General features: G+C 68.0%; 18 protein-coding genes. 11 read left to right on the top strand and 7 right to left on the bottom strand.

Features of this window, described 5'->3' with window-relative positions; genetic code table 11:
* The first annotated feature begins 3 nt into the window (after positions 1–3).
* On the top strand, positions 4–1,305 hold the full coding sequence (locus tag KBZ14_RS01150) for a cytochrome c biogenesis ResB family protein (RefSeq protein ID WP_255116437.1): 1,302 nt from the start codon (positions 4–6) through the stop codon (positions 1,303–1,305).
* Here KBZ14_RS01150 and queF read toward each other — a convergent pair whose 3' ends face one another.
* Positions 1,306–1,719: a preQ(1) synthase gene (queF, locus tag KBZ14_RS01145; RefSeq protein WP_255116436.1), complete on the bottom strand. Its 414-nt coding sequence runs from the start codon at positions 1,717–1,719 to the stop codon at positions 1,306–1,308. It lies immediately after the preceding gene.
* Positions 1,720–1,887: 168 nt separating this feature from the next.
* Between queF and KBZ14_RS01140 the strand changes: the two genes are divergently transcribed.
* A complete protein-coding gene (locus KBZ14_RS01140; protein WP_255116435.1) occupies positions 1,888–2,226 on the top strand; it encodes a P-II family nitrogen regulator in 339 nt (112 codons plus the stop codon).
* A 1-nt stretch (position 2,227) separates the two neighbouring features.
* On the opposite strand, the gene KBZ14_RS01135 is transcribed toward KBZ14_RS01140, so the two are convergent.
* Complete coding sequence (locus tag KBZ14_RS01135) at positions 2,228–3,061, bottom strand: TlyA family RNA methyltransferase (protein ID WP_255116434.1); 834 nt, start codon at positions 3,059–3,061, stop codon at positions 2,228–2,230.
* A gap of 138 nt (positions 3,062–3,199) precedes the next feature.
* Between KBZ14_RS01135 and KBZ14_RS01130 the strand changes: the two genes are divergently transcribed.
* Both KBZ14_RS01130 and purB read left to right on the top strand, forming a co-directional pair.
* On the top strand, positions 3,200–3,427 hold the full coding sequence (locus KBZ14_RS01130) for a hypothetical protein (protein ID WP_255116433.1): 228 nt from the start codon (positions 3,200–3,202) through the stop codon (positions 3,425–3,427).
* A gap of 60 nt (positions 3,428–3,487) precedes the next feature.
* Positions 3,488–4,783, top strand: a complete 1,296-nt coding sequence (gene purB, locus KBZ14_RS01125) for an adenylosuccinate lyase (RefSeq protein WP_255116432.1) — start codon at positions 3,488–3,490, stop codon at positions 4,781–4,783.
* Positions 4,784–4,801: 18 nt separating this feature from the next.
* Here purB and KBZ14_RS01120 read toward each other — a convergent pair whose 3' ends face one another.
* The 3 genes from KBZ14_RS01120 to KBZ14_RS01110 form a co-directional block, all read right to left on the bottom strand.
* Positions 4,802–5,293, bottom strand: coding sequence for a YbhB/YbcL family Raf kinase inhibitor-like protein (locus tag KBZ14_RS01120; RefSeq protein WP_255116431.1), 492 nt, complete (start codon positions 5,291–5,293; stop codon positions 4,802–4,804).
* A gap of 283 nt (positions 5,294–5,576) precedes the next feature.
* Positions 5,577–6,011 carry a 23S rRNA (pseudouridine(1915)-N(3))-methyltransferase RlmH gene (locus tag KBZ14_RS01115; protein WP_255116590.1) on the bottom strand — a complete coding sequence of 145 codons (435 nt, stop codon included), beginning with the start codon at positions 6,009–6,011 and terminating at the stop codon, positions 5,577–5,579.
* Positions 6,012–6,030: 19 nt separating this feature from the next.
* Entirely contained in the window at positions 6,031–8,859 is a 2,829-nt protein-coding gene (locus KBZ14_RS01110) for a DEAD/DEAH box helicase (RefSeq protein ID WP_255116430.1), read from the bottom strand.
* A gap of 100 nt (positions 8,860–8,959) precedes the next feature.
* On the opposite strand from KBZ14_RS01110, the gene KBZ14_RS01105 reads away from it, so the two are divergent.
* Genes KBZ14_RS01105 through KBZ14_RS01080 form a run of 6 tightly spaced genes read left to right on the top strand, consistent with a single transcriptional unit; the run spans position 8,960 to position 12,502 of the window.
* Entirely contained in the window at positions 8,960–10,087 is a 1,128-nt protein-coding gene (locus KBZ14_RS01105) for an aminotransferase class I/II-fold pyridoxal phosphate-dependent enzyme (RefSeq protein WP_399210279.1), read from the top strand.
* A complete protein-coding gene (locus KBZ14_RS01100; RefSeq protein ID WP_255116428.1) occupies positions 10,084–10,776 on the top strand; it encodes an alpha/beta hydrolase in 693 nt (230 codons plus the stop codon). Before KBZ14_RS01105 ends, KBZ14_RS01100 begins: the two co-directional genes overlap by 4 nt.
* Positions 10,763–11,539 carry a methyltransferase domain-containing protein gene (locus KBZ14_RS01095; RefSeq protein WP_255116427.1) on the top strand — a complete coding sequence of 259 codons (777 nt, stop codon included), beginning with the start codon at positions 10,763–10,765 and terminating at the stop codon, positions 11,537–11,539. The genes KBZ14_RS01100 and KBZ14_RS01095 overlap by 14 nt, the downstream gene beginning before the upstream one ends.
* Positions 11,536–12,195 (top strand): dethiobiotin synthase, encoded by a 660-nt coding sequence (gene bioD, locus KBZ14_RS01090; protein WP_255116426.1) that lies wholly within the window; start codon positions 11,536–11,538, stop codon positions 12,193–12,195. Before KBZ14_RS01095 ends, bioD begins: the two co-directional genes overlap by 4 nt.
* Positions 12,192–12,356 (top strand): hypothetical protein, encoded by a 165-nt coding sequence (locus KBZ14_RS01085; protein ID WP_255116425.1) that lies wholly within the window; start codon positions 12,192–12,194, stop codon positions 12,354–12,356. Before bioD ends, KBZ14_RS01085 begins: the two co-directional genes overlap by 4 nt.
* 23 nt (positions 12,357–12,379) lie before the next feature.
* The gene (locus tag KBZ14_RS01080; RefSeq protein ID WP_255116424.1) at positions 12,380–12,502 is read left to right on the top strand and encodes a hypothetical protein; all 123 of its coding nucleotides are present in this window, start codon (positions 12,380–12,382) and stop codon (positions 12,500–12,502) included.
* Between the two features lie 55 nt (positions 12,503–12,557).
* On the opposite strand, the gene KBZ14_RS01075 is transcribed toward KBZ14_RS01080, so the two are convergent.
* Both KBZ14_RS01075 and KBZ14_RS01070 read right to left on the bottom strand, forming a co-directional pair.
* The gene (locus tag KBZ14_RS01075; protein WP_255116423.1) at positions 12,558–12,755 is read right to left on the bottom strand and encodes a DUF3143 domain-containing protein; all 198 of its coding nucleotides are present in this window, start codon (positions 12,753–12,755) and stop codon (positions 12,558–12,560) included.
* Positions 12,756–12,765: 10 nt separating this feature from the next.
* Complete coding sequence (locus tag KBZ14_RS01070; RefSeq protein ID WP_255116422.1) at positions 12,766–13,308, bottom strand: J domain-containing protein; 543 nt, start codon at positions 13,306–13,308, stop codon at positions 12,766–12,768.
* A 56-nt stretch (positions 13,309–13,364) separates the two neighbouring features.
* On the opposite strand from KBZ14_RS01070, the gene rsmG reads away from it, so the two are divergent.
* Positions 13,365–14,135 (top strand): 16S rRNA (guanine(527)-N(7))-methyltransferase RsmG, encoded by a 771-nt coding sequence (gene rsmG, locus KBZ14_RS01065; protein ID WP_255116421.1) that lies wholly within the window; start codon positions 13,365–13,367, stop codon positions 14,133–14,135.
* Positions 14,136–14,142: the final 7 nt, after the last annotated feature.

The raw sequence follows: 14,142 nt of genomic DNA, 5'->3' as shown, positions 1-14,142 counted from the left end.
TGAATGAAACGTCTGTTTGCCTGGATCTCCGATCTGCGCGTGGCCATTGGCCTACTGGTGATCATCGCCATCGCCAGCGGCCTGGGCACCCTGGTGCCCCAGAAGGAGAGCGCCGACCTCTATCACCGCGTCTACGACGCCACCCCTTGGTTGGGGCTGCTGCGGGGCGATGCGATCCTGGCGTTGCAGCTGGATCACGTGTACTCCAGCAGCTGGTTCCTGGCCCTGTTGGCCTGGCTGGGCCTAGCGCTGATCCTCTGCAGCTGGCGACGCCAGTGGCCTGCCCTTATGGCGGCGCTGCGCTGGATCGACTACAGGTCACCCAGGCAGCTCAGCAAGCTCACACTGGCTGAAACGCTCGAGTGCAGCGATGCCGGCAGCAGCCTGCACAAGCTGGAGCAACAGTTGGCCTCCCAGGGCTGGCAGCTGCAGAGCCACTCGGGTCGCCTGGCGGCCCGGAAGGGGGTGAGCGGCAGGGTTGGCCCCCTGCTGGTGCACGCGGGCTTGGTGGTGCTGATGGTGGGGGCCTCGTGGGGATCCCTGGGAGGCCAGCGACTCGAGCGCTATCTCGCTCCCGGCAATGAACTGGAGCTGCTCAACAGCCGCGGAGACACCCAGGTGACCGTGGCCCTGGAAACCTTTGGCATCGAGCGGGATCCCGCCGGCCGGCCCGAACAATTCCGCTCCCAGCTCAAACTGATTTCCGGCCCAGGCAACACTGCCAGCAGCACGGAGAGCAGCCCTGAAGAGAGCCGCGAGATCAGCGTGAACCACCCGCTGCGTTACCGGGGCATGACCCTTTACCAGGCCGACTGGGCCCTGGCGGCCATCGAGCTGCAGCTGGGCAAGAGCCCCATCCTGCAACTGCCCCTGCAGAGCTTCCCCCAGCTGGGGGAGCAGGTGTGGGGGATCGTGCTGCCCACCCGTCCCGATGGCAGCAATCCCGTGCTGCTCGCCCTCTCCAGCGAACAGGGCCCGGTGACTGCCTACTCCGCTGATGCCCAGGAGATTGGCAGCCTGATGCCTGGCGGCGCCCCCGTAACCATCGAGGGAATCCCGCTGCGGATCGCCGGAGTGGTGCCCGCCAGCGGCATCCTGCTCAAGCGGGACCCGGGCGTTCCCCTGGTGTACGCCGGCTTTGCCATTGCCCTGGCTGGAGGAGCCCTGAGCCTCGTGGCCACCCGCCAGCTGTGGGCAATCGCCGAGCCCGAACACCAAAAGCTGCACGTGGGCGGCCTCTGCAACCGCAACCTCACCGCCTTTTCCCAGGAGCTGCCGCAATTGCTGGCGGAGCTGCCCCGCTGATCAGCAGGGCAGGCGGGTGCCGTGGCTGGCGCGGATCACGGTATGCACGTTGCCCCGCGGGTTGAAATCGGCCTCCAGCTGCATCCACACGGGCTGGCAGGAAGCCACGAAGTCGTCGAGAATGCGGTTGGTTACCTCCTCGTGGGAGATGGAACGCTCGCGATAGCTGTTCACATAGAGCTTGATCGCCTTGAGTTCCATCACGCGCGGGCCAGGCTGATAGATCAGCCGCAACGTGGCGAAATCCGGGTAACCCGAAAACGGGCACTTGCAGGTGAATTCCGGCAGGGTGATCGACACCTCATAGGCCCGGCCCGGCCTGGGGTTGTCGAAACAGATCAGCTCCGCCTCCGCAATAGCCCGCTCGCCATAGAGGGGGGTCTGGGTCTGGGCGGCGGCACTGCCGGTGCTCATGGAGGGGAGATGGGGTGATGAGCGGATGCTACGCAGCCGATCGCCGGTAGCAACAGCCACACCGGCACCATCAAACCTGAGGCCTAATGGCCCTACGGGTTGCTTCCAGCCCCTTCCTCTCCCAGACCTTTCCTGAGAGACTCCCCTCCAGAACAAGCCCCCGGTTCCATGAAAAAAGTTGAGGCCATCATTCGCCCCTTCAAGCTCGAAGACGTGAAGCTGGCGCTGGTCAATGCCGGCATCGTTGGCATGACCGTGAGCGAAGTGCGGGGATTCGGTCGTCAGAAGGGCCAAGTGGAGCGCTACCGCGGCTCTGAATTCACCGTGGAGTTCCTCCAGAAGCTCAAGCTGGAAGTGGTGGTGGATGACGACCGGGTGGACACGGTGGTGACGGCGATCCAGGACGCCGCCCGCACCGGTGAGATCGGCGACGGCAAGATCTTCATCAGCCCGATCGAGTCGGTGATCCGCATCCGCACCGGCGATCGCGACAGCAGCGCCATCTGAATCAGGAGCCCAGTGTGGCCCGCACCAGCCGCCGAATGGCCTCCTCCGTGGGGGGCTGCTCGGCGGCTTTTGTGTGGGTGGGCCAGGTGCCGCTGCGCAGCCACAGCAGGTATTCGTGGTTGCCTGCCGGCCCGGTGATGGGGGAGGCCACCACCCCGCAGGCCCACCAGCCCTCCAGGGCCGCCGCCGCCATCACCCCCTCGATGGCGTCGGCGTGGGCCAGGGGATCGCGCACCACGCCACCCTTCCCCACCCGCTCCTTACCCACCTCGAACTGGGGCTTCACCAGCAGCAGCGCCTCACGGCGCTCCGCCTGCAGCAGCCGCCCCAGGGCCGGCAGCACCAGGGCCAGCCGGATGAACGACACATCCGCCACCGCCAGATCCGGCCAGGGATCAGCCGCGCCATAGAGCTCGTCAGGGGTGAGGTGCCGCAGGTTGGTGCGCTCCTTGAGCACCAGGCGCGGATCCGTACGCAGGCTCCAGGCCGTCTGGCCATAGCCCACATCAATGCCGTAGACGCGGCTGGCCCCGTGCTGGAGCAGGCAGTCGGTGAAGCCACCGGTGGAGATGCCGCCATCAAGGCAGACCCGCTCCGCCAGGGCAATGGGGAAGGCCTCCAGGGCCGCGATCAGCTTCTCGCCACCGCGAGACACAAACCGTGCCGGCTGCTCCACCTGCAGCTCAATCTCGGGCTGCACATCCAGGCCGGGCTTATCGAGCACCTTGTCGCCTGATCGAACCTTCCCGGCACGGATCAGTTGCTGGGCCTGCTGGCGGCTGGCGGCCAAGCCCCGTTCCACCAGGTGCAGATCCAGTCGTTGCTTGCGGCCCATGGCCCCTCCGGGCGGCAGGCGATCCGGCGCCCTGTCGTCATACAAACACAGGGGAAACCGAACAAAACTGGTGCGAGTTCTGCCCGGCCGGAAAACCCGGCAGAGGATTGCTTCCAGCTCAGGGACATCCCCCCCCCCATGGCTCCCTGCTCCCAGACCACCACCCAGAACCAACGGCATCGCGGCAGCAACGTGCTGGAGCTGCTCCGCCCCGGCAGTTTCGTGAAACTGCGCAACCAGCCGGCCGATCTGCCTCCCTTTCAACTGATCCACTGCCGCGGCGGCCGCTGCTGGGTGCGCCAGCAGACCTGGGGCCCGCTGGTGCACTGGGAAGTGAACCACCGCAAACTCACGGCCTGGGGCTAAGGCTGCGGGGAGGCCACAGGCTGCCCCATACATTGGTCTGGATGTGAGCCAGGCGCGGCCTTGATCGAGCGTTACACCCTGCCCGAGATGGGCGCCATCTGGAGCGAACAGGCCAAATTCCAGAGCTGGCTGGATGTGGAGATCGCCGCCACCGAAGCCAACTGCGAACTGGGCCGGGTACCTGCCGACGCCGTGGCCACCATCAAGGAGAAGGCCTCCTTCAGCGTGGAGCGCATCCTCGAGATCGAGGCCGAGGTGCGCCACGACGTGATCGCCTTCCTCACCAACGTGAACGAGCACGTGGGCGATGCGGGGCGCTACATCCATGTGGGCATGACCAGCTCGGACGTGCTGGACACGGGCATCGCCCTGCAGATGAAGGCCTCCGTACAGCTGCTGCGGATCGAGCTCGACAAGCTGGCCGAAGCCCTGCGGGTGCTGGCCCGGGAGCACAGGGGCACCGTGATGATCGGCCGCTCCCACGCCATCCATGGCGAACCGATCACCTTCGGCTTCAAGGTGGCCGGCTGGCTCGCGGAGGTGGTGCGCAACCAGGAACGACTGGACCGGCTCGAGCGCATGGTGAGCGTGGGCCAGATCTCCGGTGCCATGGGCACCTATGCCAACACAGATCCCCAGGTGGAGGCCATCGCCTGCGCCAAGCTCGGCCTGGAGCCGGATACGGCCAGCACCCAGGTGATCTCCCGCGATCGCCACGCCGAATACATCCAGACGCTTGCCCTAGTGGGCGCCGCCCTAGAGCGCTTCTCCACCGAGATCCGAAACCTGCAGCGCACGGATGTACTCGAGGTGGAGGAGAACTTCGCCAAGGGTCAGAAGGGCAGCTCGGCCATGCCCCACAAGCGCAACCCGATCCGCAGTGAGCGCATCGGCGGCCTGGCCCGCGTGCTGCGCAGCTACGTGGTGGCCGCCCTGGAGAACTGCGCCCTCTGGCACGAGCGTGACATCAGCCACAGCTCCGTGGAGCGCATGATGCTGCCCGACTGTTCCGTGACCCTGCACTTCATGCTGCGGGAGATGACGGACGTGGTGAAGGGCCTGGGGGTCTACCCCGACAACATGGCCCGCAATATGAATGTGTACGGCGGTGTGGTGTTCAGCCAGCGGGTGCTGCTGGCCCTCGTGGACACCGGGCTGAACCGCGAGGAGGCCTATCGGATCGTGCAACGCAACGCTCACACCGCCTGGAACACCGAGGGGGGTAACTTCCGCGCCAATCTCGAGGCCGACGCCGACGTGACCAGCCGCCTCAGCGCCGAGCAGCTGGCCGACTGCTTCTCCACCGACCTGCACCAGGAGAACCTGGATGTGATCTGGCAGCGGCTGCGGATCTGAACTGAAGCCCGGCGGTCCTCACTCCCGGGCATAGAGGCCCGTGAGCTGGGCCGTGGCCAATTCATGCCCCCGCATGGCTTCCCGCAGCTCCCCTGGCGTCACGGCCGGCGCCAGATCCAAGGCGGCATCAAGGGCTGTCAGCGCGAACACGTAGCGATGAGCCTGCCCGGGCGGGGGCTCGGGCCCCTGATAGCCGATGCGGTGACACTGATCCACGCCCCAGCAGCCGCCGTGGCGGGCGCCGTTGGCCAACTCGGGCGAGCGGTCCAAGCCTGCGGGTAAGCCGTGCACCTCCCCAGGGATGTTGAACAGCACCCAGTGCACCCAGGTGCCCCCCGGGGCATCGGGATCCTCAACGATCAGCGAAAAGCTCTGGGTATGGAGCGGCGCGCCGCTCCAGCGCAAGGGTGGCGAGAGATCCAGGCCATCGGCGCTGTGGATGGCAGGGATCATGGCGCCATCCGCAAAGGCCGGGGACTCCAGATGGAAGGAGCCGTTACTGCTCGACATGCGCTCCGATCGACGTCTGGGGCAGGCAAGACATCCCTAAGGGCGGGGCGTCCAACCCCCGAACGGTGACGCCACCAGCAGCCCACCCGGCCAAATGCAGCACCATCCCACCGCCATCACGGCAGTGAAGCCCAACATCCGCCGCCCGGCCCGCCAGCCCCAGCCCCCTGGGTAGACAGAGGTTGTCTCCGCGCTGTCTGTCTCTCTATGGGGCAGCCAACGGGGACCGGGGTGAGGGGGGGCACCTTCTCACCTCGTCCAACCGATTCATCCCTAGGCCTTCCTAGGCCTTGTGATAAGGCCCGCCCTGGAGGATCGAGCTGGCCCGATAGAGCTGCTCGAGCAGCAGCAGGCGGGCAAGCTCATGGGGGAACGTCATCGGCGAGAGGCTTAGGCGCCAGTTGGCCCTGGCCTTGAGCGCCGGATCCAGCCCCTCGGCTCCGCCGATCACAAAGGCCAGTCGCGCCGAGCCGGAATCGCGGAGCTGCTGGGCGAAGGCCACGGAGTTGTAGGTGGTGCCCTCTTCCGTGAGCAACACAAGCCGCTCATCGGGTCGCAGAGCAGCGGCGATCACCTCGGCCTCCTTGGCCATGGTGGAGTCCCTGAGCTCGGTGACGACCAATCCCGGCAGCCGCTTGAGGTAGAGGGCCACCCCCTCCTGCACCCAGCTCTTGCGCACCTTGCCCACCGCAAGGATCCGGATCCGGGAGGGATTGATCACAGCTGGGGGCTGGTGCTCAGACCCCGCCAGGGAGGTTGCGCTCCGTGGCGGGGTTCAGGGGGCCACCACCACCGGCGAGCTGATCGATGGGCTCGCACACAGGGAAGCGGTTGATGGCCTTGAGGGCTGCCCGGGCGTTGCCGCGCAGCTGTTCCGTGATGGCTTCGGCGTAGGGGATCTGGGCCAGCAGATCCACGGTGCGGCGCATGATCCGCACCACATCGCCCTCATCGAGCGAGGTGTTGGCGATCAGATCGTTCCAGCTCACGCCCTTGGCCCAGGCGTGGACCAACCCCATCAGCTCCAGCTCGTACCAAACCGGCATCACCACACTGGCCCGCTCCTGCTGGCGCAGCAGCTCCCGGCGGATGCCGCGCAGGTCGTGCATGGCTTCTTCTGCAGCCGGCGGCGGCGGATAGGCACTCCACAGGTCGGGGCGATTCACCTCAGTGGAGATGGCCTCCAGCACCGCCGCCAGATCCGCTGGCTCCAGCTCATCGAGGTGGCCGCTCATCAGGGCCAGCCCCAGCCAGAGCTCGTTGTCGCCACGCAGGGCGGCCACGGTGCGACCAATCTCCGTGGGATCGAGGCCCTCCTCACCATCGAGGCAACCGAAGAAGCGCAGGATCTCGATCAGGGCTAGGAATGTCTCCCAATGGCGGTTGGCGCGGAAGTGCAGGATCCGCTGCCGCTCCTCGATCTCGGCCTCCAACTCCTCCATGCGGAAGCGCTGTTTCTTGAGCTTCTTGCGATCCCCAGCCCCGTGGGCTGGGTGCAGCTCCAGGGCCATCTCCAGCTCCCGCACCAAGTGGGCCTGGGCCTGCACTTCCCCGGCCAGGTCGTATTGCGGGGTCACCATGTCGTGGCGGCGGGCCATGGAAGCCACCGCCAGGGCCAGGCCACCACTGGCCTGATCACCGTGGCGCAGCTCCCCGGCCCGATGCAGCTCGGGGGCGGGGATACTGCTCACCTGCAGGCAGCTGAGCTCGGCGTGCAGGCTCACCACAGCGCCGCAGGGCACCAGCACCCACACGTTCTCATCGGTGAGGCAGAGCAGCAGGGGGAACTGACCTGGGCCCTCCACCTTCTCCACGATCACCGCCGGGGTCACACGGCCCCGCAGGATCGGGGCCTTGAGGCTCACCAGGGTGCCCTCGCTGGCAAAGCGAAGCGCCAGGGTGAGCTCATGGGCGAGCGTTTCCTCGGCCTGCTGCTGCAGGATCCGCTGGATGCGGCGTTCCTCCCGCAGCCGGCCCCGCTGCTTCTCGTAGTCCTCGAAGTCGTCCCAGGCCACCTCCTCCGCGGTATCAGCCAAATGGCTGAGCTGCTCACGCAGTTCGGCAATGCGGGCCTCGTCCTCCACCAGATCGAGGGTGGCCAGGTAGCGGCCGAAGCTGCGCTCCACCAACTCCCTGGCCTTGGCCAGTTCGTAGCGCTGCAGCAGGTTCAACACCATGCCGTAGCTGGGGGTGAACTGGCTCACCAGCGGATCAGCGGGGCTGGTGGCCAGCTGACCCGCCTCCCGCACCCCTTCAAAGCGGCTCTGCACCGTCACCACATAGCCCTGGGAATCGAGGCCGCGGCGGCCGGCCCGGCCCGCCATCTGCAGGAACTCGCTGCCCATTAGGGGCCGGTGGCCGCGCTCAGTGCGCTTGGAGAGCGCTGAAATCACGGTGCTGCGGGCCGGCATGTTGATGCCGGCGGCCAGGGTTTCGGTGGCGAATACCACCTTCACCAGCCCCTGCTGGAACAGCTCCTCAATCAGTTCTTTCCAGGCCGGGAGCACCCCGGCGTGGTGAGCGGCGATGCCGCGCAGCAGGGCATCATCGTGGCCCCCCTCGCGCACGGCCTCGGGCGTGGCGGCCACAAAGGCCTCCAGGCGGACACGGATACGGGCCTGCTCCTCCGGATTCACCAGGCATACCTTGCCCAGATCCCGCACGGCCTTGTCGCAACCCCGGCGGCTGAAGATGAAATAGATGGCCGGCAGCATGTCCCGCTCAGCCATCTGGGCCACCACAAAGCCCAGGGGCGGGGCCTCCGGCTGGGGGGGCTTGGGGGTTTTCGGTCCCTTGCGCTTGCTGCCCTTGGGGGCGCGCCACACCTTGCAGTTGGGGTGGAGGCCGGTGCCCTCCTCATTCAGCAGCGGATGCAGGCCCTTGGCACTGCAGAAGCTGAACTGGAGCGGCACCGGCCGAAAATCGCTCAGCACCAGCCGCGTGGGGCCATGCACCCGCTCGATCCAATCGGTGAGCTGCCCGGCATTCGCCACCGTGGCCGAAAGCGCCACCATCTGCACCGGTGGCGGGCAGTGAATGATCGATTCCTCCCACACCGTGCCGCGCTGGGAATCATTCATGTAATGGCACTCGTCGAGTACCACCGCCTCCACATCCGCCAGGGGGTCATCGCCCTGATCGGCCTCCGCATACAACATGTTGCGGAAGATCTCGGTGGTCATTACCACCACCGAGGCCTCACGGTTCACCGTGAGATCACCAGTCATCAGTCCAACCCGCTCGGCTCCAAATTGCTCGCGGAAATCGCGCAGCTTCTGGTTGGAGAGGGCCTTGAGGGGCGTGGTGTAAAAAACCTTCTGGCCATGGGCTAGGGCGCGATGAATGGCGTACTCGCCCACCAGCGTCTTACCGGAACCCGTGGGAGCACTCACCACCACGGAATGGCCCTGGTTCAGGGCATCGATGGCCTCGAGTTGAAAGTCGTCGAGCGGAAAGGGGAAAAGCTGATCGAGGGGCGGCACCTCTGCAGTGGGTGACACCTCAGCGACGGGCTGCACTCCAGCTGGAAGGGGCCCGCTGTCGGGCTGGGTGCGGCGATCGGGCATGGCCCAATCCTATGAGGAGCGGGCAGACTGGGTGTCAAGAGCTGGACTGGGCTTGGCGAGGGCGGTAAACGGCGATCCCCTGGCCCCCCTGGCTGCCGATCTGGCCGCCCTGCCGCCGGAGCGCCGACGAACCCTGCGCACCTTTGCACCCAGCGGCCCTGGAGGCCTGAGCCCAGCCACCGGGGGGGCGCTGCTGGATCTGGCCAGCAACGACTACCTAGGCCTGGCCTGCCATCCCCAGCTCCAGGCCGCAGCTTCCATGGCCATGGCCCTGGAGGGGGTGGGTGCCGGCGCCTCGCGGCTGGTGAGCGGCAGCCGGCCCGTGCATGCCGCCCTGGAGCAGGCGCTGGCCCACTGGCTGGGCCGGGAGCGGGTACTGCTGTTCCCGAGTGGCTTTCAGGCCAACCTGGCGGCGGTAGCCGCCCTGGCCGATCGCCACAGCCTGGTGCTCGCCGACCGCCTGATCCACCACTCCCTGCTGGTGGGCGTGCAGGCCACCGGTGCTCGCCTGCAGCGCTTCGCCCACAACGACCTCCATGACCTCGCCCAGCGCCTACAGCGCTGCCGGGCGGAAGCACCGCAGCGGCGCCTGCTGGTGATGAGCGAAAGCCTGTTCTCCATGGAGGGCAGCTCCCCGGATACGGCCGCCCTCGCCGCGCTGTGCCAACGCCATGGCGCGGCCCTGCTGCTCGATGAGGCCCATGCGCTGGGGGTGCTGGGCCCGGGCGGCCGCGGCCTGGGCCATGGGGTGGAGGGAGTGCAGCTGGTGAGCGGCACCTTCGGCAAGGCCTTTGGCAGCGGTGGGGCCTTCCTGGCGGGTCCGGCCCTAGTGGCCGACTGGCTACTGCAGTATTCGGGGCCGTTTCGCTACACCACGGCCCTGGCGCCCCCGCTGGCCGCCGCCGCCATGGCTGCTCTGCAGACCATCCAGGCGGAACCACAACGGGGCCACGCCCTGCTCGAGCGTGCCGAGCGCTGGCGCGATGGCCTGGAGCAGGCCGACTGGCCCCGCCCCCCCGGCACAGGACCGATCCTGTCGCTGCAGGTGGGCAGCGACGCGAGGGCTCTGACCTTCCAGCAGCAGCTGGAACGGGCAGGGCTGCTGAGCGTGGCCATCCGGCCTCCCACGGTGCCCGAGGGTACGGCCCGGCTCCGGCTGGTGCTGCGCCACGACCTCCCCGGCGGCAGCCTGAAACGGCTGCTGGCGGCCCTCGCTGTGAAGCCATGACGACCCAACTGATCGCCATGCATGGCTGGGCCGGGGACCATCGCGGCTGGCAACCCTGGAACGCCCTCGCCAGCGCCAGGGGGTGGCGCTTCAGCACCGGCGAGCGTGGCTATGGCCGCCAGCTGCGCCACGACCCCACATGGGACCCCGACACCAGCCAACGGGTGGTGCTGGCCCATTCCCTCGGGCCCCATCTGCTGCCAGCCGCCCTGCTGGAACGGGCCACGACCGTGGTGCTGCTGGCCAGCTTCGGGCAGTTCCTGCCACCGGGCCGTTGTGGCCGCCGACTGAGCAAGGCCCTACAGGCCATGGCCACCAAGCTGGAGAGCGGGCAACAGGAACCGATGCTGCGGGAGTTCTTCCAGCAGGTGGCAGCCCCTCATCCCGTGGGCCACTTGCCGCCGGGCCCCCTCAACGACGGGATCCCCCCCGAGGGCTGCCGGCTGCTGCTAAGAGACCTGGCCCTGCTGCAGGCCACCGGCGGCCTGCCACCAGGCTTTCCCCGCGAGGCCCGGGTGCTGGTGGTGGAAGCGGACGACGACCTGATCGTGGATCCCGCCAGCCGCACCCTGCTGCGGGCCGCCCTGCCCCAGGCCACGGTGTGGCAACGCCAGGGGGGAGGCCATGCCCTGCTGCTGCCAGACCTGCCCGCGGCGGTGCTGGACTGGGTGGCGCATGCGTACCCCTGAATCCCCTCCGGCAGGCTTCAGCCACCAGGTGCGCCGGTGCTTCGGGCGCCAGGCAGCCCACTACGACCAAGGGGCCCTGCTGCAGGCCGCCGTGGCCTGGCGGCTGGCCCACCTGTGCCGCAACCTGGCCCTACCCAACGGGCCCTGCGCCGATCTGGGCGCCGGTTCCGGGCTCCTGGCCCGTGCCATCGCCCAGCAGCGCCCAGGCCTGGAGCTGCTGCGGCTGGATAACTGCCCGGAACTCCTGGCCCAGGGCATCAGCCGAGCCCCAGGCCCCTCCCTGCAGTGGGATCTGGAGCGGGGGCTGCCCTCCCAGCTGGATCAAGCGGCGCTGCTGGCCTCCAACTTCGCCCTGCAGTGGCTGCAGCAGCCCGAACGGGAACTCCAGCGCTGGTGCCAACAGCTGCAACCGGGCGGTTGGCTAGCCGTGGCGGTGCCAACGGCAGGCAGCTTTGCCCCCTGGCGGGCCGCCGCCTCCGGCGCCGGGGTGCCCTTCACGGGCCTGGGGCTGCCGGACGCCGCCAGCCTGGAGGCCGTGGCCCGCCAGGAACTCACGCTCCACCGCTGCCGGCTGCTGCACTTCAGCCGCCCCAGCCAGGACGGCCTGACGTTCCTACGCCAGATGAAGGCCATCGGCGCCCAGGCCAGCCGCAAGGCACCCCTGAGGCCCACGCAACTGCGGCAGCTACTGGCCCATTGGCCCACTGTCAGCAGACCGCAACCAGACTGGCAGGTGCTGCTGATGCTGGGCCGCAAACGATGAGCAAACCATCGCCACAGCTGGTGGTGTGCGGCACGGACACCGATGTGGGCAAGACCCTCGTGAGTGCCTGGCTGGTGCAGGGGCTGGGGGCCACCTATTGGAAACCCGTGCAATGCGGCCTGGAGGGCGGCGGCGACCGCGAGCAGGTGCAGCGCTGGTTAGGGCTCCCCGCCGAACGGCTGCTGCCAGAGGCCTATCGCTACCGGGCTCCGGCCTCGCCCCACTGGGCCGCCGCACTGGAGAGCGGGGATCCCGAGCATCCCGGTCAGCCTCTGGATCCCGAGCGCTTGGCCCTGCCGGCGGTGGCGGGACCACTGGTGGTGGAGACCGCCGGCGGGCTGCTGGTACCCCTGCGCCTCGACCTGCTGCAGATCGATCAGGTGCAACGCTGGGGACTTCCGGTGCTCTTGGTGGCCCGCAGCGGCCTGGGCACCCTCAACCACACGCTCCTGTCGGTGGAGGCCCTGCGGCACCGTGGGATCCCCCTGGTGGGGCTTGTGCTGAATGGGCCCTTCCACGCCAACAACACCGCCACCCTGGAGCGGCTCACGGGCACCCCAGTGCTGGCCTGCCTACCGCCCTTGGCCACCATCAACCGCAGCACCCTGGCCCAGCAGTGGCAGGAGCAGGAGCTCGCCCATAAGCTCAACGCATGAAAACGTCCAACCTGCTGATCAGCGGCGCCGTTGCCGCCCTGTGTGCCGGGATCCTTGTGGTGTTCACAGACATCGAACTATCGATGGTCCGCTGGTTCAGTTGCGGCCCCTTCTCCACCAGCAGCGAAGAGCAGAGCGAGTTGTGCAAGCGCAAGCTCTAGTGCCGGCGAGCCTTCAGGGGACAATGCCCCGACAACAACGCCACGTTGTTTTCCGCGAAGGGCAGGGGCCACCCCTGGCGCATCTGATCGTGGATCTGCTCGATCTGGGAGGCATTCCAGCCCCGGGCCTCGAGCCGCAGTGGTGACGGGAGCGATCCATGGCACGCTTCACCTGCCCTGCATCATGCCCAGGGCAGGGAGCTAGGGCCCGGCCAGAATCGCTGCCTCCACATCGGCGCGGCTGAATGCATAGGGGAAGTGGCGCTCCACCGTTGCTAGTCCCACGCTGGTCGAACTGGCCTGCCAGCGCACGCTGATCTCCTCGATGTCCAGCTCTATCTCGGCGGTCCAACCGCTGCGGGTCAGGTGCCAAAGGCAGGAGTTGGCGGAACGCTGCACAGCCCCAAGGTCACTCAGCCACTGCTCCAACGCCGCCAGCGGATGGTTGTAGAGCGGCGCCTGGGGGGGTGGCAGAGGAGACATCCGCGAGGGCAACGCCTAGAGGTTGGGCAGTCTGCCCGGCAGGCGGCCACCAGCTCGGCACCCGCACGAATTCGGCCCCGCGCGCCCAGGCCAGCCCCACCCCCAGCACCAAGCTGAACACCACCGCCAGGGCTAACAACAGCAGGGCCAACCACTCGCCGCCAGATAAGGCCCGCCGCACCGGGGCTGGCTGGGTGCTCAGGCGCACCGAGGGCGACAGCGTCCGCACCGGCTGAACCACCAGCAGGCTGGCGTCGTAGACACGGCGACGCTCGGGATCGCTGAGGGTGAGATAGGCCTGCTGCAGCAGACGAAAAGCCTCCTGGGCCTCCGCCTCCGGCAATGTGGTGGTATCTGGGTGATAGCGCTTGCTGAGGCTGCGAAAGGCCTGGCGCAGCTCAGGCCCCGTGGCCTGGGGGCTTAGGCCCAGCAAGGCGTAATGGCTGGCGGACTGGTTGGCAGCTCCCACCGAGGCGGTACCGGGTGTGCGGGATCCTAGAGATCTTGCCCATGCCGCCCCAGGGGATGCCAGTCGCACCGGAGTCCGCCACCCCTTTTGCCACCCCCAGCGACGCCCTCTGGGAGGCGCTGGGCTGGCGTCCCAGCCCAGGCCAGCTCGAGCAGCTGATCCAGCTTCAACAGCACCTGCGCGAGTGGAACAGCCGCCTCAACCTCACCCGCCTGGTAGAGGGAGAGGACTTCTGGATCGCCCAGGTGATGGACAGCCTCTGGCCGCTGCTACCGCTGCTGCGGAGCACGCCAGAGGCGGCACTGCGCTGCATCGATGTGGGCACGGGCGGTGGGTTCCCCGGCCTGGCAGTGGCGATTGCCCTGCCCAATGCCCAACTGACGCTGGTGGATTCGGTGGGCCGCAAGACCCAGGCCGTCCAGGCCATGGCCGAGGCTCTAGGGCTGGGCGAGCGGGTGGAGCTGCGCTGCGAGCGCGTAGAACTCACGGGCCACCAGAAGCGCTGCCGCGGCCACTACCACCTAGCCATGGCCCGGGCGGTGGCGGCAGCCCCGGTGGTGGCGGAATATCTGGTGCCCCTGCTGGCCCCCCAGGGCGAAGCGCTGCTCTACCGGGGCCAGTGGACAGGCAGCGATCAACAGGAGCTGGAACGAGCCCTGCTGCCCCTAAAGGCCCGCATCAGCCGCCAGCAACAGCGGGAGCTTCCTGGCGGCCGGGGCGTGCGCACTGCTCTGGCGCTGAGCGCCAATGAACCCTGCCCCCGCACCTATCCGCGGGCGGTGGGGATCCCCAGCAAATTCCCCCTCGGAGCTGCGCGAGCCAGCTGAGTGGCAG

Source organism: Synechococcus sp. HJ21-Hayes (genome assembly GCF_024345835.1).
Taxonomy (GTDB): domain Bacteria; phylum Cyanobacteriota; class Cyanobacteriia; order PCC-6307; family Cyanobiaceae; genus Vulcanococcus.
The sequence above is the reverse complement of the archived record's forward strand: the minus strand, read 5'-3'. Positions and strand labels throughout refer to the sequence as shown.